The 17,666-nt window shown below is 67.2% G+C and carries 17 protein-coding genes (1 of these 17 running past the window's edge); 12 read left to right on the top strand and 5 right to left on the bottom strand.

The features are described 5' to 3' along the window. Positions 1-17 precede the first annotated feature (17 nt). The 3 genes from NDN01_RS18840 (at position 18) to NDN01_RS18830 (ending at position 3,323) form a co-directional block, all read left to right on the top strand. Positions 18-2,009, top strand: coding sequence for a serine hydrolase domain-containing protein (locus NDN01_RS18840; protein WP_272623260.1), 1,992 nt, complete (start codon positions 18-20; stop codon positions 2,007-2,009). A gap of 136 nt (positions 2,010-2,145) precedes the next feature. Next, complete coding sequence (locus tag NDN01_RS18835) at positions 2,146-2,634, top strand: methylated-DNA--[protein]-cysteine S-methyltransferase (RefSeq protein ID WP_272623259.1); 489 nt, start codon at positions 2,146-2,148, stop codon at positions 2,632-2,634. A gap of 56 nt (positions 2,635-2,690) precedes the next feature. Continuing rightward, entirely contained in the window at positions 2,691-3,323 is a 633-nt protein-coding gene (locus NDN01_RS18830; RefSeq protein ID WP_272628306.1) for a 2OG-Fe(II) oxygenase, read from the top strand. A gap of 29 nt (positions 3,324-3,352) precedes the next feature. Here NDN01_RS18830 and NDN01_RS18825 read toward each other — a convergent pair whose 3' ends face one another. After that, a complete protein-coding gene (locus NDN01_RS18825) occupies positions 3,353-4,396 on the bottom strand; it encodes an NAD(P)-dependent alcohol dehydrogenase (RefSeq protein ID WP_272623258.1) in 1,044 nt (347 codons plus the stop codon). 38 nt (positions 4,397-4,434) lie between these two features. After that, positions 4,435-5,397: an SDR family NAD(P)-dependent oxidoreductase gene (locus NDN01_RS18820; protein ID WP_272623257.1), complete on the bottom strand. Its 963-nt coding sequence runs from the start codon at positions 5,395-5,397 to the stop codon at positions 4,435-4,437. A 163-nt stretch (positions 5,398-5,560) separates the two neighbouring features. On the opposite strand from NDN01_RS18820, the gene NDN01_RS18815 reads away from it, so the two are divergent. Both NDN01_RS18815 and NDN01_RS18810 read left to right on the top strand, forming a co-directional pair. Further along, positions 5,561-6,457: an AraC family transcriptional regulator gene (locus tag NDN01_RS18815; protein ID WP_272623256.1), complete on the top strand. Its 897-nt coding sequence runs from the start codon at positions 5,561-5,563 to the stop codon at positions 6,455-6,457. 101 nt (positions 6,458-6,558) lie between these two features. Further along, a complete protein-coding gene (locus NDN01_RS18810) occupies positions 6,559-7,020 on the top strand; it encodes a hypothetical protein (protein ID WP_272623255.1) in 462 nt (153 codons plus the stop codon). 13 nt (positions 7,021-7,033) lie between these two features. Here NDN01_RS18810 and NDN01_RS18805 read toward each other — a convergent pair whose 3' ends face one another. Further along, positions 7,034-7,714: a DUF1345 domain-containing protein gene (locus NDN01_RS18805; protein ID WP_272623254.1), complete on the bottom strand. Its 681-nt coding sequence runs from the start codon at positions 7,712-7,714 to the stop codon at positions 7,034-7,036. 50 nt (positions 7,715-7,764) lie between these two features. On the opposite strand from NDN01_RS18805, the gene hisS reads away from it, so the two are divergent. The 6 genes from hisS (at position 7,765) to NDN01_RS18775 (ending at position 15,391) form a co-directional block, all read left to right on the top strand. Beyond that, on the top strand, positions 7,765-9,012 hold the full coding sequence (gene hisS / locus NDN01_RS18800) for a histidine--tRNA ligase (RefSeq protein ID WP_272623253.1): 1,248 nt from the start codon (positions 7,765-7,767) through the stop codon (positions 9,010-9,012). Next, entirely contained in the window at positions 9,012-10,085 is a 1,074-nt protein-coding gene (gene prfA, locus NDN01_RS18795; RefSeq protein ID WP_272623252.1) for a peptide chain release factor 1, read from the top strand. Before hisS ends, prfA begins: the two co-directional genes overlap by 1 nt. A gap of 159 nt (positions 10,086-10,244) precedes the next feature. Further along, positions 10,245-11,012, top strand: a complete 768-nt coding sequence (gene prmC, locus NDN01_RS18790) for a N5-glutamine methyltransferase family protein (protein ID WP_443025257.1) — start codon at positions 10,245-10,247, stop codon at positions 11,010-11,012. A 254-nt stretch (positions 11,013-11,266) separates the two neighbouring features. Next, positions 11,267-12,244 (top strand): DUF4167 domain-containing protein, encoded by a 978-nt coding sequence (locus NDN01_RS18785; protein WP_272623250.1) that lies wholly within the window; start codon positions 11,267-11,269, stop codon positions 12,242-12,244. Between the two features lie 148 nt (positions 12,245-12,392). Beyond that, positions 12,393-13,802: a DUF4139 domain-containing protein gene (locus NDN01_RS18780; protein WP_272623249.1), complete on the top strand. Its 1,410-nt coding sequence runs from the start codon at positions 12,393-12,395 to the stop codon at positions 13,800-13,802. Then, positions 13,736-15,391, top strand: coding sequence for a DUF4139 domain-containing protein (locus NDN01_RS18775; protein WP_272623248.1), 1,656 nt, complete (start codon positions 13,736-13,738; stop codon positions 15,389-15,391). The genes NDN01_RS18780 and NDN01_RS18775 overlap by 67 nt, the downstream gene beginning before the upstream one ends. Here the strand turns inward: NDN01_RS18775 and NDN01_RS18770 are convergent. Further along, the gene (locus NDN01_RS18770) at positions 15,388-15,699 is read right to left on the bottom strand and encodes a hypothetical protein (protein ID WP_272623247.1); all 312 of its coding nucleotides are present in this window, start codon (positions 15,697-15,699) and stop codon (positions 15,388-15,390) included. The genes NDN01_RS18775 and NDN01_RS18770 overlap by 4 nt on opposite strands. Before the next feature lie 81 nt (positions 15,700-15,780). Here NDN01_RS18770 and NDN01_RS18765 point away from each other — a divergent pair, with 81 nt between their 5' ends. After that, positions 15,781-16,209: a CBS domain-containing protein gene (locus NDN01_RS18765; RefSeq protein ID WP_272623246.1), complete on the top strand. Its 429-nt coding sequence runs from the start codon at positions 15,781-15,783 to the stop codon at positions 16,207-16,209. Between the two features lie 30 nt (positions 16,210-16,239). On the opposite strand, the gene NDN01_RS18760 is transcribed toward NDN01_RS18765, so the two are convergent. Beyond that, positions 16,240-17,666, bottom strand: the 3' portion of a protein-coding gene (locus NDN01_RS18760; protein ID WP_272623245.1) for a lipopolysaccharide biosynthesis protein. Its footprint extends 52 nt past the window's final position; the window shows 1,427 of its 1,479 coding nt (coding positions 53-1,479); the start codon falls outside the window, past its right edge; its stop codon occupies positions 16,240-16,242.

Here is a 17,666-nt window from a genome sequence, read left to right as displayed (position 1 = left end):
AAAAAAGGGGAGGAAGCATGAGCATGCGAATCGTGAAGACCATCGCCTTGTGCCTTGCGGCACTGGCGCTGCCGGCGTCGGGACAGTCGCCGCGCGCGTCCGTCCCGGCGGCGCCGATCGCCCCGGCCGGGGCGACGACGCCTGCCGATACGCCGGCCCGGTCGACGGGCGGCGCGCAACTGACCGCGACTGACGTCGACAGCTGGCTCGACGGGCTGATGCCCTATGGCATCGAATCGGGCGGAATCGCGGGGGCGGTGGTCGTCGTGGTCAAGGACGGCAAGGTCCTGACCCAGCGGGGCTTCGGCAAGGCCGATGTGAAGACCGGCAAGCGGGTCGATCCGGCGGCGACATTGTTCCGGCCCGGCTCGGTCTCGAAGCTGTTCACCTGGACGGCCGTGATGCAGCAGGTCCAGGCGGGCAAGCTCGATCTCGACAAGGATGTGAACGCCTATCTCGATTTCACCATTCCGCCTGCCTACGGCAAGCCGATCACGCTGCGGAACCTGATGACTCACACCTCGGGCTTCGAGGAGACGGCGAAGTACCTCATCACGACCAAGCCAGAGGACAACCGGCCGCTGGACGCGGTGCTCAAGCGCTGGGTGCCGCACCGGATCTATGCGCCGGGCAGCACGGCTTCCTATTCCAACTATGGCGCCTCGCTCGCCGGCTATCTGGTCGAGCGGGTCTCGGGCGAGAAGTTCGACGACTATGTCCAGCGCCATATCCTGGCGCCGCTCGGCATGCGTCATTCGAGCTTCGCCCAGCCGCTGCCGCCGGCGCTCGCCGCGGGCTTGGCGCGGGGCTATGACGTCGCGTCGGGCGAACCGCAGAAATTCGAGATCATCCCGATGTCCCCGGCCGGGGCGCTGTCCTCGACCGGTGCCGACATGGCCCAGTTCATGATCGCGCACCTCGCCCAGGGCGGGCCCCTGCTCAGCCCGCAGACCGCCGCGCTGATGCATGCGACCGCGAACACGCCGATCCCCGGGCTGCCGGGCATGGCGCTCGGCTTCTATCATGAGGATCGCAACGGGCTGAACATCGTCGGGCATGGCGGCGACACCAACTGGTTCCATTCCGACCTGCATCTGTATCTCGACAAGAATGTCGGGCTGTTCGTGTCGTTCAACAGCTCGGGCAAGGCCGGGGCCGCACACACCCTGCGCGGCAAGCTGTTCGAGAGCTTCACCGACCGCTATTTCCCGCAGCCCGCGCCTGAACTGCCGACGCTGGCCACGGCAGCGGAGCATGGGCGCCTGCTGGTCGGCCATTATGTCAGCAGCCGCGGCTCGCTGACCAACTGGCTCCGTATCGCCACCTTGCTTGGCGAGGCGACGGTCGTGCTCAACGACGACAACACGATCACGGTGTCAGCCCTGACCGATGCCGCCGGCGCGCCGAAGCGCTGGCGCGAGGTGGCGCCATGGCAGTGGCAGGAGGTCGGCGGCGACGATCGGCTCGGCGCGCTGGTGAAGGACGGCAAGGTCGTCGCGCTGGCGCCCAAGGGAATCGCCGCGATCATCCTGTTCCTCCCGGCTGCCGCATCGTTGAACGCCGGGTGGATCGTGCCGACGCTGCTCGCGGCGCTGGCGGTGATGCTGTTGACCGCCCTGTCCTGGCCGATCGTTGCGCTGGTGCGGCGCCGGTACGGCTATCGGCCGTCGATCGCGGGGCGGCCGCTGATGCTGCACCGCGCGACACGACTCACCGCGTGGATCGCGGTGATCGTCGCGGGTGGCTGGATGACGATGCTGGCGGTGCTGGGCAGCAACCTCGCGGCGCTCGACGGGCGGCTCGATATCTGGATGCGGCTGCTGCAGCTGCTGACGCTGGTCGCCGTCGCGGGCACCGCGTTGACCCTCTGGAACACCTGGACGATGGCACGCAGCCCGGACCGCAAGCGACTGGCGACGGGATGGACCGTGCTGGTCGCGATCTCAGCCGTCTATCTGGTCTGGCTGGCGTTCAGCCTGCGGACGATGACGCCCGGCCTGAACTTCTAGGGCGGGGCGCAACCGGTACCGGCGGGGAGGATATCGTTCGCTCCCCGCCGGGCCGCATAAATTTTGAAGGCAATCTCCGGGGTGCGTCGATCGGCGCCCGGGCCCATGTCATGATCCGCAAGAACGGAGCAACGACATGACCTATTCTTACAAGACGATCCCGTCGCCGGTCGGCGACCTGAAGCTGGTCGCGAGCGACAAGGGGCTGGCCGCGATCCTGTGGGAGAATGATCGTCCGGGCAGAGTCCGGCTGGGCGCGATGGTCGAGGATGCGGACCATCCCGTGCTGGTCGAGACCGGGCGACAGCTCGACGCGTATTTCGCCGGCGCGCTGACCGCGTTCACCGTTCCGCTCGATTTCGCGGGCACCGATTTCCAGAAGAGCGTGTGGCAGGCGCTGCTGACCATCCCGTTCGGCGAGACGCGCAGCTATGCTGAGATCGCCCGGCAGGTCGGCAGGCCGAGCGCGGTGCGGGCGGTTGGCGCGGCGAACGGGAAGAACCCGATCTCGATCATCGCGCCATGCCACCGGGTGATCGGATCGAACGGCGCGCTGACCGGCTTTGCCGGCGGACTGGCAGCGAAGGAGCGGCTGCTCGGCCTCGAAAGCGGGCAGGCGGCGTGATCGAGGCGATCGACTGGAGCGTCGTGCAGGCTGAACTGGATGGGCAGGGCTGGGCGATGCTGCCCGGCCTGCTCTCCGCCGCCGAGTGCGATGCCACCGCCGCGCTCTATGGGCCGGGGCCGGCCTTCCGCAGCCATGTGGTGATGGCGCGGCACGGCTTCGGGCAAGGCGAATATCGCTATTTCGCCTATCCCCTGCCGCCGCTGGTCGCGGGGCTGCGGGGCGCGCTCTATCCGCGCCTTGCCCCGATCGCCAATCGCTGGAACGAACGCATGGGGATCGATGTGCGTTTCCCCGGCGATCACGCGGCGTTTCTCGACCGGTGCCATGAGGCGGGGCAGTCGCGGCCGACGCCGCTGCTGCTCCGCTACGGCGCGGGCGACTATAATTGCCTCCACCAGGATCTGTATGGCGAGCATGTCTTTCCGCTACAGGTCGCCATCCTGCTGTCGGCGCCCGGCGAGGACTTCACCGGCGGCGAGTTCGTGCTGACCGAGCAACGCCCGCGCATGCAGTCGCGCGCCGAGGTGGTGCCGCTCGCGAGGGGTGATGCCGTGGTGTTCGCGGTCAACCAGCGGCCACACCGCGGCACGCGCGGCGATTACCGGGTGGCGTTGCGGCATGGGGTCAGCAAGGTCCGCACGGGCCATCGCCACACGCTTGGCATCATCTTCCACGACGCGCGCTGAGCGCCGGTCAGGCGCTCAGCGCGGGGCCGTCATGCAAGCGAGGCCATGTCGATCACGAACCGGTAGCGCACGTCGCTCCGTTCCATCCGCTCGAACGCATGGTTGATCTGCTGGATCGGGATGATCTCGCAATCGGGCAGGATGTCCTTTTCCGCGCAGAAAGCGAGCATCTCCTGGGTCTCGACCGTGCCGCCGACCGGCGACCCCGAGATGCGCCGGCGGCCCATGATCAGCGGCAGGCTCGAATAGCTGTCCATCATCGCCAGCGCGCCGACGATCACCAATGTCGAATCCACGTCGAGCAGCCCGAGATAGGGCGACAGGTCGTGGCCCACCGGAATCGTGTCGATGATCAGGTCGAAGGACGAGGCCGCCGCCTGCATCGCGGCGTCGTCGCCTGAAACCAGCACGCGCCCCGCACCGAGCGCGAGCGCATCGGCCGCCTTGGCATCCGACCGGGTGATGACCGTCACCTCCGCGCCAAGCCCGACCGCAAGCTTCACCGCCATATGGCCGAGCCCGCCAAGCCCGATGACGCCGACCCGGCTGCCGGGCACGACATTCCAGGTGCGCAGGGGCGACCAGGTGGTGATGCCGGCGCAGAGCAGGGGCGCCGCACGGGCCGGATCGAGTCCTTTGGGCAGCGCCAGAACGAACTCCTCGCGCACGACGATCTGCTTCGAATAGCCGCCATAAGTAAGGTCGCCGGTGATCCGGTCCCGCCCGTTATAAGTGAGCGTCACGCCCTCGCGGCACATCTGCTCCTCGTGCTTCAGGCACTGGTCGCAGTGCTGGCAGCTGTCGACGATCGTGCCGACAGCGACCTGGTCGCCGATCTTGTGATGCGTGACGTCGCCACCGACGGCCGAGACGCGCCCGATGATCTCATGGCCCGGGATCGAGGGATAGATCGCCCCGCCCCAGTCGTTGCGGGTCATGTGCAGGTCGGAATGGCAGACGCCGCAATAGAGGATGTCGATCGCCACGTCGTTGTCGCGCAGCGCGCGTCGTTCGAAGGCGAACGGCGCGAGGGGGGATTCGGCGTCCTGCGCCGCATAGCCGATGGTCTTCATGTGATACTCCCGTTGCCGGTGTTGGTGGCGGGCGGCGGTCAGAAACGTTCGCCCACCATCTCCTCGCTCTTCGCCCAGAGTGCCCGGGCGTGGTCCGGGTCCAGCGCATAGGGGCGCACGCCGCCGCGAAGGCCCTCGCCTTCGACCAGTTCGGCGACATGACAATCCTCGCAATATCGGCCGCCGACCTCTTCCGGCGCGGCGACGATCGCGGCCCAGACCGAGGTCGCGGCGCCTTGCGGGATGGTCTTGAAGCGGAAAGGGACGCCCCCCGCCGCGGCTTGGGTTTCGTTGATCGATGTGATCAGCGCGTCCATCGCCTCCTGAGTCATATGGCGGGCGAGTTCGGTGTGGATGCCGCCGGGATGGACCGCGGTGGCGCGGATACCCCGTTCCTTGTGGCGCCGGTCGAACTCGACCGCGAACAGGATATTGGCGGTCTTGGAACGGCCATAGGCGACGAATTCGGCATAGGGCGTGTGCTCGAAATTGGGGTCGTCGAGATCGACATCGGCGAAGCGATGGCCCGCCGAGGACAGGTTCACCAGCCGCCCGCCCGCATTGATCAGCGAGGCGATCCGGTTGACCAGCACGAAATGGCCGAGATGGTTGGTGCCGAACTGGGTCTCGAACCCGTCGGCGGTGGTACCTTTCGGGGTCGCCATGACACCGGCATTGGCGATCACCACGTCGAAGCGGCGGCCATCGGCAACCAGCGCATCGGCGCAGGCGCGCACGCTGGCGAGATCGGCGAGGTCGAGCTGGACCAGATCGAGGCTGCCGCCATTGGCCGCCTGTTCGCGCACGACCCGGGTCGCACGTTCGGCCTTGTCGAGGTCGCGCGCGGCGCCGACCACATGCGCCCCGTGAGCAGCAAGCGCGCGTGCGGTCTCGACGCCGAGGCCGGCCGAGGCGCCGGTCACCAGGATGCGCTTGCCGCGCAGGGATACGCCGTCGAGTATTTCGTCGGTGGTCGTGGTGTCGCCGAAAGTGCCGCTCATGGGGATTTCCTCGCAAAGGGTGGGCAGGTTGCGGCGCCTATCTGGTCGGCGCTCCCCCGATCCGCGCGCCTGATCGTGTCGAGTTCTTGCCTGATCCTATCAGTCGAACGGCACGCGTCCCGTTTGCGCTTGTTTCGGTCGTCCTGCGCGCCATGTTGCAGCCATGCAGGACCAGCTCGATCGATTGTGCGCCCTTGCCTTGCGGCATCACGACGATGGCCGGCGTGGCGGTGTGATCCCGCGTCTGGCGGTGCACGTCAGCGGGGCGCCGACCGGGGCCCTGCCCGGCATGTACGAGCCGATGATCTGCATCGTCCTGCAGGGGGCGAAGCAGGTGATGATCGGCGACCGCCTGTTGCACTATGGCGCGGCTGACCAGCTGATCGCCTCGATCGACCTGCCGGTGTCTGGCTGCATCGTCGAGGCAAGCGCGGACAAGCCTTACATCGTGGTCAGCATGGCGTTGAACCAGGACGCGGTGACGTCCCTGCTGTCGGACCTGCCACTCCGGGCGGAGGAGCCGACCGCCGGCTTCGCGGTCGGTTCGGTGACGTCGCAGCTGCTCGATTCCTGGGCGAGGCTGCTTGCCCTGTTCGAGTCTCCCGGCGATGTCCCGGTGCTGGCGCCGATGCTCGAGCGGGAGATCCTCTATCGTATCCTGCAGGGGCCGCAGGGCGGCCTGCTGCGCCAGGCGGCGATGGCCGACAGTCGCTTGTCGCAGGTGCGCGCCGCGATCAGCTGGATCCGGACCCATTTCGACAAGCCGCTCCGGGTCGAGACGCTGGCGGAGATCGCCGGGATGAGCCCCGCTTCCTTTCACCGGCACTTCAAGCAGGCAACGGCGATGAGCCCGTTGCAATATCAGAAATCGCTGCGCCTCCAGCAGGCGCGCCGGCTGCTGATCGCCAGCGCCGATGCCTCGCGCGCGGCCTATTCGGTCGGCTATGAAAGTGCATCGCAGTTCAGCCGGGAATATGCGCGGATGTTCGGCTGCCCGCCGGCGCGCGATGCGGAGCGATTGCGTGGCCAGGGCGCGCTGGAAATTGCCGACGCTGCCTGAATTGGACGGCAGACCGGGGTCGCAAACCCAACGCGGCTATGGCGTCCCGCCCGTCGCCGCGCTAGGGTTTCAGGATTATATATCCTATAGGAGCGGTCCGGGTGATGATCAGCGTATATCGGGCGGCGGCGCTTTCGACCGCCCTGGTTCTCGGCATCGGGGCTTCGGCAGTGCCGGGACAGGCGCAGGATTGCCGTTCGATCGCTGATCCTGCCCGACGGCTCGCCTGCTACGACCAGCAGCAGGGAGCTCCGGCTGCAACGCCTGCCCCGGCGGCCGGACCGGCCCGGCCGGAGCCCGATCATGCCGCCTTGCGCGAGGCGAAGGCGCCCGAGCCGGCGGCACTCAAATCGGGATTCCGCAGTACCATCGCCGGCATTTCCCCAAAGAGCTTTGGCCTGTACGAGCTCCGGCTCGCCGATGGCAGCGTGTGGAGCACCACCACCAGTGGCGGCGAGCGGCCCGCCGTCGGCGATGCGGTCACCTATCGTCGCAGCATGCTCGGCGCGCATTTCTTCGACATCAAGGGCCGGCGCTCGGTGACGGTGCGGCGCGAGCGCTGAGGTTGCTTCGCGATCAGCCGGCGCCGCCGCCGAGCACGTTGATCGAAAAGGCCAGCACGCCGATGTTGAATACGAAGGCAGCAAGGCAATGGCCGATCGCGACGCGCCGGATTCGGGCGGAACTGATGGCGGTGTCGGATGTCTGGAAGGTCATTCCCAGCGTGAAGCTGAAATAGACGAAGTCCCAATAATCCGGCTCCGGACATTTCGAGATGTCGATGCCGCCGGTGTCACCACCCCCGCCGGCGCGCGAATAGAACATATGGGCATAGTGCAGGGCATAGACGGTGTTCGAGAACAGCCAGGCCAGGGCGAGCGTCACGATCAGCAAGGCGGTGGAGACCGGGTTTCCCTTGCCGCTCAGCAGCTCGCTCGCGACCGACACCAGCACCACCAGCGAGACCAGCGCGGTGAGCGCCAGCAGCAAGGCGCGGTTGGCGTCATTATCCTTGGCGTGCTGCCGCATGTCGTCGGTCGTGTCGCGGAGCAGGGGGGCGACCAGCAGCAGGAACAGGGCGCTGGCAATGTCGAATGCGGCCATCGTGCCGCGCCCTTTGCCGAGCAGCGGGACCAGGATCGCGAGCCCGGCCGCGAACACCAAGATGAAGGTGACGAATCGCGCCGGGGCGATCTTCCTGCCGAGTTGCATGACATCGTCCCCGAAGACAGCGGCGCGCCATGGTTGGGCGCCCATTATCCAGAGGCTAGCGCTTGACGCCGCCCTCGCATAGATAGCGCGCCTTTATGGCCCGTATTGAAACCCCAAAGCGCATCCGCGGCACGCAGGATATCTTCGGCGACGAGCAACGGCGCTTCGCGCGCGTGCTGGCGGCATTCGACCATGTACGGCGGCTCTACGGGTTTCAGCGCGTCGACGTGCCGGTGTTCGAATCGACCGCCGTGTTCGCGCGCTCGCTCGGCGAGACGACCGATGTCGTCTCCAAGGAAATGTACACCTTCGAGGATCGCGGCGGGGACTCCCTGACGCTGCGTCCCGAATTCACCGCGGGGATCGCGCGCGCCTATCTGACCGAAGGCTGGCAGCAATATGCGCCGCTGAAGCTGGCGACTGCGGGCCCCGTGTTCCGTTACGAGCGACCGCAAAAGGGGCGGTTCCGCCAGTTTCACCAGATCGACGCAGAGGTGATCGGCGCGGCCGAACCGGCGGCGGATGTCGAGCTTCTGGTGTTCGCCGATCAGCTCCTGCGCGAACTCGGTATCTCGGACGGCGTGACCTTGCAGCTCAACACGCTGGGCGATGCGGAGACGCGCGATGCGTGGCGCGCCGCGCTGATTACCCATTTCGGGCAGCACAAGGGCGACCTGTCTGCGGAAAGTCAGGATCGTCTCGAACGGAATCCCCTACGTATCCTCGATACCAAGGATCCCGGGGACCGACCGATCGCCGACGCTGCGCCCGATATCGACGCCTACCTCACGAGCGAGGCCGGTGCTTTCTTCGAAAGCGTGACCAGGGGGCTGGATGCCGCCGGAGTCGCGTGGACGCGCAACGCGCGGCTGGTGCGCGGTCTCGATTATTATCGGCACACGGCGTTCGAGTTCGTCACCGACCGACTCGGCGCGCAGGGCACGGTGCTGGCCGGGGGCCGCTATGACGGGCTCATCGGTGCGCTGGGCGGCAACGAGACGCCGGGTGTCGGCTGGGCGGCCGGCGTCGAGCGGCTGGCAATGCTGATCGACGAGCCGGCGGCGGAGCGAATCGATGCGGTGATCGTGCCGATGGGCGAGGCGGCCGAGCTTCGCGCGACGGGTATCCTCGCTGATTTGCGCCGCGCCGGAATCGCGGCCGACATGGCGTTCAAGGGCAATATGAAGCGGCGGTTGGCGAAGGCCGATGCGCAGGGCGCGCGCTTCGCGATCATCCTCGGCGACGACGAACTCGCCAAAGGTGTCGCCGCGGTGAAAGCGCTTGGCGCCGGCACGCAGGACGAGGTGCCGTTCGGGGATCTCGCGCGGGTGTTGAGCGCCTGATGTCGACGATCTCGGGGGAACGGATCGCGCAGATCGAGGCGCGGCGTGACGAGTTGCAGGCGCTGATGGCGACCGGCGACCTGCCGTCCGACCGTTTCGTCGCCGTTTCCAAGGAATATGCCGAGCTTGAGCCGGTCGCGCGGGCTGCGGGCGAGGTGCGGCGGCTGCGCGCCGAGCTGCATGTGCTGGCGGGCATGGAGAATGAGGCCGATCCCGAGATCCGCGCCATGGCGCGCGAGGAGATCGAGGCGATCCGCGGGACCCTGCCGGAGGCGGAACGCTCACTGGCGCTGTCGCTGCTGCCGCGCGACGCCGCGGACGAGCGCGCCGCGATGCTCGAGATCCGCGCGGGGACCGGCGGCGACGAGGCGGCGCTGTTCGCCGGCGACCTGTTCCGCATGTACCAGCGCTATGCCGAATCGCAGGGCTGGCGGGTCGACCTGATCTCGGCTTCCTCGTCCGAATCGGGTGGTTTCAAGGAAGCGATCGCTTCGGTCGAGGGCAAGGGCGTGTTCGCCAAGCTGAAGTTCGAAAGCGGCGTCCACCGCGTGCAGCGCGTGCCCGTCACCGAGGCGGGCGGGCGAATCCACACCTCCGCCGCCACCGTCGCGGTGCTGCCGGAGGCGGAGGAGGTCGACGTCAAGATCGACGACAAGGACCTGCGCATCGATATCTATCGGTCGTCCGGGCCGGGCGGGCAATCGGTCAACACGACTGATTCAGCGGTGCGCATCGTCCACATCCCCACGGGCCTAGTGGTGATCCAGCAGGACGAGAAATCCCAGCACAAGAACAAGGCCAAGGCGATGAAGGTGCTGCGCACCCGCCTGTATGAGCTTGAGCGCGACCGGCTCCACACCGAGCGCGCCGGCGCGCGCAAGTCGATGGTGGGGTCGGGCGATCGTTCGGAGCGGATCAGGACCTATAATTTCCCGCAGGGCCGGGTGACCGACCACCGGATCAACCTGACGCTTCACCGGCTGCCGGAAATCCTGCAGGGCGAACTGGATGAGCTGATCGGCGCGCTGATCGCCGAGGACGAGGCCGAAAGGCTTGCGAGCCTCGATGGTTAGTCTCTCCCCTCCCGCTTGCGGGAGGGGCTGGGAGTGGGCGCCCGGCCGACCTCAAGCGGAACATTTGCGGTGAGCGCGAGCCCACCCCTCAATCCCCTCCCGCAAGCGGGAGGGGAGGTAAGACGGGCGCTTGCCGGTGCCGCTGCCTCATTTGCCGGTATCTCCGAAACGCCGCGCCTCGATGCCGAACTCCTCATGGCTCATGCCCTCGGCACGACCCGCGAATCCCTGCTCCTTCGCCATCTCGACGATCCGGTCCCGGCAACCTTCGCGCCGCTCGTCGCCCGCCGTCGGAGCCATGAGCCGATCGCCTATCTCACCGGCATCCGCGCCTTCTGGACGATCGAGCTGCAGGTCGGACCCGGGACCCTTGTTCCCCGTGCCGACAGCGAGACGCTGATCGAGGCGGCGGTCGACCATTTCACTGGTCGCGCGCCCGCGACGATCCTCGATCTGGGTACCGGTCCCGGCACCCTGCTGCTCGCCGCGCTCGACCAATGGCGAGGCGCGACCGGTCTCGGCGTGGACGCATCGGATATCGCCCTCGACATGGCGCGGGCCAATGCCGTGCGGCTTGGCATGGCCGACCGGGCCCGTTTCGAGTCCGGCAACTGGGCCGCAGGGGTCGCTGGACAGTTCGACCTGATCCTGGCCAATCCGCCCTATATCGCCACGGGTGAGGCGTTGCCGGCCGAGGTACGCGATCATGAACCGGCGTCCGCGTTGTTCGCCGGTCCTGATGGTCTGGACGATTATCGTATCATCGTGCCCCAGCTCCCGCGATTGATCGCGCCCGGCGGGGCAGCGATCCTTGAGATCGGGTCGACCCAGGCGGATAGCGTCGCCGCGCTTCTCGACGGGCAGGGGCTGTCGGTCACGCTGCGCCGGGACCTGGGGAATAACCCCCGCGTGTTGATCGCGACTTGAATCAGCATAAAAACGTCACAATATTCTTCTTGGAGATTGTGCCGCCAGCCGCTATTGAGCGGAGCAGGGGCACGCGTTTTCATCATAACCGGTTGAAAACGGGCTGTTGCCCGCCTCCTTCGTCATGAAGTCGCTGCCGTCCGGCGACCGTGGCAGGCTCGTTTCGCCGATGGTCGGTGCGCACGGGCCAAGGGGCTTGCATCCACATTTCTGGAGCACGACCGGGTTGGTTACGAACGACAGGACAACAACACTTGATCAATAATCGTCAGGCCGGCCGCCGTCGCGGCCGTGGCGGGCAGCAGCAGCGCCCGCAGGGTAATTCGGGCCGTCAGGATAACGGCAACCGCATCGACAACCGTGCGCGTGGCAATGCCGCGCAACTGCTCGAGAAGTACAAGACTCTCGCGCGGGACGCGCAGATGCAGGGTGACCGGGTCAACACCGAATATTACCTGCAGTTCGCGGACCATTATTTCCGCGTACTCGCCGAGACGCGGTCGCGCTTCGAGGAGAACCGGCGCCAGAATGGCGGCGCGGCCTTCGAGGAGGACGAGCAGGAATATGACGAGGATGGCGAGCCGATCGTCCGTGAGCAGAATGCGCGCGACTCCCGCCAGGGCAATGGTCAGGATCGTGGCCAGGACAGGGGCCAGGATCGGGGCAACGAAGGCCAGAGCGGCAACCAGCAGGCCAGCCAGTATGACGACGAGCGTCCCCGTTCGCGCAACGGTAATGGCGACCGGAACGGCAATGGCTATGGCGATGCCGGCAATGGCCGCTACGCCCGTGAGGATCGCGCCGAGCGCAACGACCGCAACGGCAATGCCCGCGAGGACCGTGGCGACCGCAACGGTAACGCCCGTGAGGATCGGAGCGAGCGCAACGCGAATGACCGCAACGGCAATGACCGGGGCGATCGCACCGCGAACCGTGGCGAGGATCGCGGCAACCGCGCTGCTCCCGTCCAGGTCGACGAGGACCGTGTACCGGTCCGTCAAGAAGCGCCGCGCGAGGAGGTTGCACCCGTGGCCGAGGCCGAGGTCGTCGCACGCCCCCGCCGTGGTCGTCCGCCGCGTCGCCCGGTAGAGGACGAGGCGCCCGCCATGTTCGAGGCTGGTCTCCTGCCGCCGTCGCTGAACATTTCAGCTGTTTCGGCCGAAGAGCCGGAAGAAAAGCCCAAGCGTCGCCGCGGTCGTCCGCCCGCGAGCGAGACGACGACGGTCGGCTGATCCGTCCGGAACGAAGAGAACAGGCCGGTCCCGCGAAAGTGGGGCCGGCCTTTTTCATTCGTCCCCGTGCCTGGGAGGAATCTGAAGGATTGACCTCCGCCGCCGCTGCTCTAGCACGATGGTTCATAACCTAACCGGGAGGACGGTGATGCGGTTCTTGACCATGCTGGCGCTGACGGCGTTGCCGACCGCGGTTGCGGCGCAAACGACACCGACGCTGCCGACCGGACCGAGCACGCAGGGCGATGTTTCGGTGACCATCTATCAGAATGGCCAGTCGCTGGTGCAGGATGTTCGCCAGCTCGATCTGCCCGCGGGCCGCACGCGGCAGGAATTCCCCGACGTCTCGGCACAGATCAGGTCGGAGACCGTGACGCTGGGCGGACCCGGCATCGGCATCGTCGAGCAGAATTTCGATTTCGACCTGCTTTCTCCCGACAAGCTGATGGAAAAAGCGGTCGGTTCGGTCGTCACCATCGTCCGCACCAATCCGGCGACCGGCGTCGAGACTCGGGAGCAGGCAAAGGTGCTCGCCGCGAACGGTGGCATCGTGCTGCAGATCGGCAACCGGATCGAAGTGCTGCGCGACGACGGGCTGCCGGTGCGCGTGGTGTTCGACAAGGTGCCGGAAAATCTGCGCGCGCGGCCGACCCTGTCGGTCACCCTGCAGGTCGCGCGCGCCGGGCGTGTGCCCGCGACGCTTTCCTATCTGACGCCGGGCCTTGGCTGGACCAGCGACTATGTCATGCTGTTCGACGAGGCGAAGGCGACGATCGACGTGCAGGGCTGGGTCACGCTGACCAACAGCACGGGCACGACCTACAGCAATGCCGATGTCTTGCTCGTCGCGGGCAATCCCAACCGCACCCCCGGCGGCTTCGAACGGCTCGGCGGCTTCGACCGGCCCGGTAATGAGGCGATCGAGCAGGCTGGGACCGAAACGGGCACGCGGGAACGGCTCGGCGACTATTATCTCTACCCGCTGGGGGAGCGCACCACGATCGCCAATGCGCAGCAGAAGCAGGTCAGCTTCCTCGACGTGAAGGGCGCGCCGGCGCGCAAGGCCTATGAATGGATCAATGGCTGGCTCGGCACGACATCCGATCCGCGCAGTGCCGCGACCGTGCTGAAATTCTCGACCTCGAAGAGCGGCGGGCTGGGCGACCAGCTCCCGGCCGGTACGATCCGCGTCTATATGCGCGATGCGCGGGGTGATCCGCAGTTCATCGGCGAGAACCGAATTCCGGCCACGCCGATGGGATCGCAGATGTCGATCCGCACCGGCGAGGCGTTCGACGTCAAGGGCATGGCTGTCGTGGTGGAGCGCAAGCGCCAGTCGTCGAGCCGCTGGCGCACGACGATGCGCTATGATTTCACCAATGCCCGGCCCGAGCCGGTGACGATCGATCTGGCGCAGGACGGGCTGTGGGGCGATGTCCGCGTGACCGACCAGAGCATCAACGGGGAGCGCATTTCGGCTGACCGGATGGAGTGGAAAGTACCGGTGCCGCCCAATGGCAAGGCGTCGTTGAGCGTGGTGTTCGACACACGGTACTGACGGTGCGGCGTCTCGCTCTCCAGATCGCGCTGATGGCCGGATTGCCCGTCGCGGGGCCAGCGGCGGGGCAGGCGATCGTTCAGTCCGACCGGATCGATTCGGTGTCGGTGACGCTCTATCGCGAGCCGGGCCGGGGTGAGGGGGCGATCCGTCCGGGCTGGCCCGGCGGCTATGCGCTGATCACCGAGACGCGGACGATCGCGGTCCCCGCCGGCCGGTCGGTGATCCGCTTCGAGGGTGTGTCCGAAGGCATGCTGCCTGAAAGCGCGATCGTCAGCGGGCTGCCCCGGCGAGTCAACGAGAAGAATCGCGACGCGCGGTTGCTGTCGCCGGCGTCCCTGGTCGACGCCTATCTGAAACGAAGCGTCACCATTCGCCGCACCAATCGCGCGACCGGCAAGGTGACGACGGGGGATGCGGTCATCCAGTCGGGGCCCCGCGGCGGGGTGCTGCTGACCACGGCGGATGGGGTCGAGGCGCTGTCCTGTTCTGGCCTGCCCGAATCGCTGTCCTATCCCGGCGTACCCGAGGGTCTTTCCGCCAAGCCGACACTGTCGGTGGTGACGGACAGCCCCGTGGCGGCGACCGCGACGGTGCAGCTTTCCTATCTGGCGCAGGGGTTCGACTGGTCGGCCAATTATGTCGCGCGCGTCGCCGATGACGGGAAGACACTGGACCTGTTCGCCTGGCTGACGGTGGCGAACGGCGGCAGCCAGGGCTTTGCCGGGGCAAGCACCCAGGCCGTGGCGGGGGGTCTTCACCGCGAGCAGGTGCGGCCCTTGCCAAAAGGCCCGCCGCCTGAGCTCCGCCTGCAATGCTGGCCGATGGACATCACCAGCACTCATCCCAAATGGAGCATCGACCGCGCTCCGCCACAGATGGAGATGTTGCGGGGCTATTCCGATATCGTCGTCACCGCATCGCGCCGCGACAGAATGATGATGGCGCCGCCGCCACCCCCGCCGCCGCCGGCACCCGTGCCGGTCATGGTCGCGCAGCAGGAGGATCTGGGCGACCTGAAGCTCTATCGCATTCCGGAACCTGTCACCGTCGCTGCACTGAGCCGCAAGCAGGTGGCGATGATCGACCGGAAGGGCGTTCGTTTCGAGCGCATCTATACCGGCGTCTTCAACGGCGCGCTCGATGGGCAGCCAGTGGCGATGCCGAGCGCGCCCGCCGCGCTGGTCCTGCGTACCGAGAATAGTGACGCGAAAGGCCTTGGCGTGCCCCTTCCGGCGGGTGGCGTCGCGGTGTTCGAAGCCGCCGGCGGGACGCCGATGCTGGTGGGGGAGAGCGGCCTGAAGGATCGGGCGATCGGCGAGGAGGTCGAACTGGGCGCCGGCACCAGCCCCGACCTGCGCTATGTGACGACCGCCCTGCCGCGCGGCAAGCGGCGCGCTGCCTTCACGGTGCGCGTCACCAATGCGCGGGCGACGCCCGAGACGTTCGAGCTTCCCCTGTCCTTCAAGGTCAAGTCGGCGAGCATGCCGCTGGTCGAGCGCAAAGGAGTGAAGACCTGGCGCGTGACCGTCCCGGGCAATGGTGAGGCGAAACTGGACTTCGCGTTGAACCTGGAGGCGGCGCGTTAGGGCCGGTCGTGTCGCGGCCCGGGTTTTTCGGGGTCGCGCGCGTCGACCGCCTCGTCATGGCCGGTGCCCGAACTGAGGAACACCAGGCCCATCAGGGCGGAGGCCATCAGTACCGATCCGCCGATACCGCCGATCGCGGCGAGGATCGCGATCCAGGACAGCGGCCCGTAGAAATGCTGCAGCCCGAACACCGCGGCGAGTCCGCAAAACAGCGAGAACAGGGTCATCCACCCCAGCAACCGGCGATAGCGGCGCCAGGCGAATGCCGCCTGTTCGGGGTTATCCAGTCCTGACGGATGCTCGCTCATGCTTCCCATTGGGCCGCAAACGTGGAATCCTCAAGCGCCTCAGGGACTCGGGTCGACGGGTCGCGGACGAGGAGACTGACGATGACGATAGCAGCGATCCTGGCCGGCAAGGGACGCGACGTGATCTCGATCACTGCGCATCAGAGTCTGGCAGAGGCGGTGGCGCTGCTCGCCGACCGGCGGATCGGCGCGGTACCGGTAATGGACGGGGCCCAGGTGGTCGGGATCTTTTCGGAACGCGACGTGATCCATGCGCTCAGCAGCCACGGTGCGGGCGCGCTCGACCGCAAGGTGGGAGAGGTGATGACCTCGCCCGCGATCAGCGTCGGACCGGCCGAAGCGGTGATCGGCGCGCTTTCGCTGATGACCCGGCGGCGGATACGGCACCTGCCGGTGGTCGAGGGTGGCCGGGTGATCGGGGTCGTCTCGATCGGCGACCTGGTCAAATATCGCATCGACCGGATCGAGGCCGATGCCGAGGCGATGCGGACTTATATCCAGTCGGCGTGACGCTGTTGCGGCGCCGGTGCCGCGCCGGGATCAGGCGAGTGGCTGCTTCCGCACGATCGCGATGAGTTCGCGCACCACGCCGCGCGCGAACAGCAGCAGCCACGCCGCATAGACCACCGCGCCCGTCGCGACGAGAATCGCCAGACGCGGCAGCGGGTGGAGCGGCGGCAGGATGCTGTCGACCAGCACCACCGCCAGCGCCATGGCGAGCGCGGCAAGCAGGGCGGGCGCGATCGCATCGGCGATCGCGCGGATATTGGTGCCGATCACCGGTAGCGACCGCCACAGGCTGACGCCGAGATAGATCGGGTAGGCGACGATCCATGCCATGGCGAGCCCGTCGGGACCCCAGCGCACCCCGACCAGGAAACCGACCGAGAGGATCACCGCGCCGATCGCGCCGTTGCGGACGCCGATGCCGGGGCGGCCCCGCGCATCGCAGGCGGGTTGTAGCAGCACCTGGAGCGTCATGAACGGCATGGCCAGCGCAAGCAGGTGGACGACGGGGATCGTCTCGGCCCATTTGTCGCCGAGCACGGTCAGCACCAGCGGCTCGGCCGTGGCAGCCAGGCCGAAATAAAAGGGCAGCGCTGCGATCATGATGATCCGCACGCTGCGCGTGAATGCCGTCGCCACTGCTTCGGTGTCGTGCTGGATTCGCGCATAGGCGGAAAAGGCCACCTCGTTCAGCGGCGGCACGAACTTCGACACGAAGATCTGGGTGAGGAACAGGCTGGTCGTATAGATGCCGAGCATGTGCGGGCTGAAATGCCGGCCGGCGATGAACACATCGGCCTGGCTCTGGAAGAACCAGAAGAGCTGGCCCGCGGCCATCATGCCACCATATTTGGCCAGGCTGCCTGCGCCGCGGAAGTCGAAGCTCGGCCACACCAGCGATTTCGCCGCGATCGTCATGCCGATCGCCCGCACGCTGAACAGGACGATCGGGGCGAGCACCAACGTCCATACGCCGATCCCGGCCAGCGCGCCGCCCAGTGCCGCGCTGGCGCTCGCGATCGAGGCGAGGATGTTGACGCGGGCCTGCAGGCGGAAATCCATCGTGCGCGACAGCAGCGCATAAGGAAGCGCGATGAAGGGGGTGGTGAGGTAGAGCAGCGCCTGCACCCGGAGCAGGTGCATCACGATATCCTGCCGGTAATAGGCGGCGGCGAGCGGGGCGAGCAGGAACTGCGTGGCGCCGAGGCCGAAGTTCAGCAGCACCAGCATGCCGAACAGCTGGCGAATCTCCCGCTTGCCGATCTCGGCCTTCTGGATGAGGCCGCTCGCCAGGCCGTAGCCGTTGAGCATGTTGAGCAGGACGAGAATCACCTGAGTCATCGCGAACAGGCCGTAATCGTGCGGATCGAGAATCCGAATCACGAGGAAAGTCGCCGCCCATTGCACCAGTTGCGCGAGAATCTGGCTGCCCGACCGCCAGATAACGGCACTCCGAACCT

This window comes from Sphingomonas sp. QA11, assembly GCF_028473665.1.
GTDB lineage: Bacteria > Pseudomonadota > Alphaproteobacteria > Sphingomonadales > Sphingomonadaceae > Sphingomonas > Sphingomonas phytovorans.
This window is presented reverse-complemented; position numbering and strand designations above follow the sequence as displayed.

Coding starts and splice junctions, on each gene's coding strand:
- NDN01_RS18840 (WP_272623260.1), top strand. CDS start 18: ATGAGCATGCGAATCGTGAAGACCATCGCCTTGTGCCTTGCGGCACTG.
- NDN01_RS18835 (WP_272623259.1), top strand. CDS start 2,146: ATGACCTATTCTTACAAGACGATCCCGTCGCCGGTCGGCGACCTGAAG.
- NDN01_RS18830 (WP_272628306.1), top strand. CDS start 2,691: ATGCTGCCCGGCCTGCTCTCCGCCGCCGAGTGCGATGCCACCGCCGCG.
- NDN01_RS18825 (WP_272623258.1), bottom strand. CDS start 4,396: ATGAAGACCATCGGCTATGCGGCGCAGGACGCCGAATCCCCCCTCGCG.
- NDN01_RS18820 (WP_272623257.1), bottom strand. CDS start 5,397: ATGAGCGGCACTTTCGGCGACACCACGACCACCGACGAAATACTCGAC.
- NDN01_RS18815 (WP_272623256.1), top strand. CDS start 5,561: ATGCAGGACCAGCTCGATCGATTGTGCGCCCTTGCCTTGCGGCATCAC.
- NDN01_RS18805 (WP_272623254.1), bottom strand. CDS start 7,714: ATGGGCGCCCAACCATGGCGCGCCGCTGTCTTCGGGGACGATGTCATG.
- hisS (WP_272623253.1), top strand. CDS start 7,765: ATGGCCCGTATTGAAACCCCAAAGCGCATCCGCGGCACGCAGGATATC.
- prfA (WP_272623252.1), top strand. CDS start 9,012: ATGTCGACGATCTCGGGGGAACGGATCGCGCAGATCGAGGCGCGGCGT.
- NDN01_RS18780 (WP_272623249.1), top strand. CDS start 12,393: ATGCGGTTCTTGACCATGCTGGCGCTGACGGCGTTGCCGACCGCGGTT.
- NDN01_RS18770 (WP_272623247.1), bottom strand. CDS start 15,699: ATGAGCGAGCATCCGTCAGGACTGGATAACCCCGAACAGGCGGCATTC.
- NDN01_RS18765 (WP_272623246.1), top strand. CDS start 15,781: ATGACGATAGCAGCGATCCTGGCCGGCAAGGGACGCGACGTGATCTCG.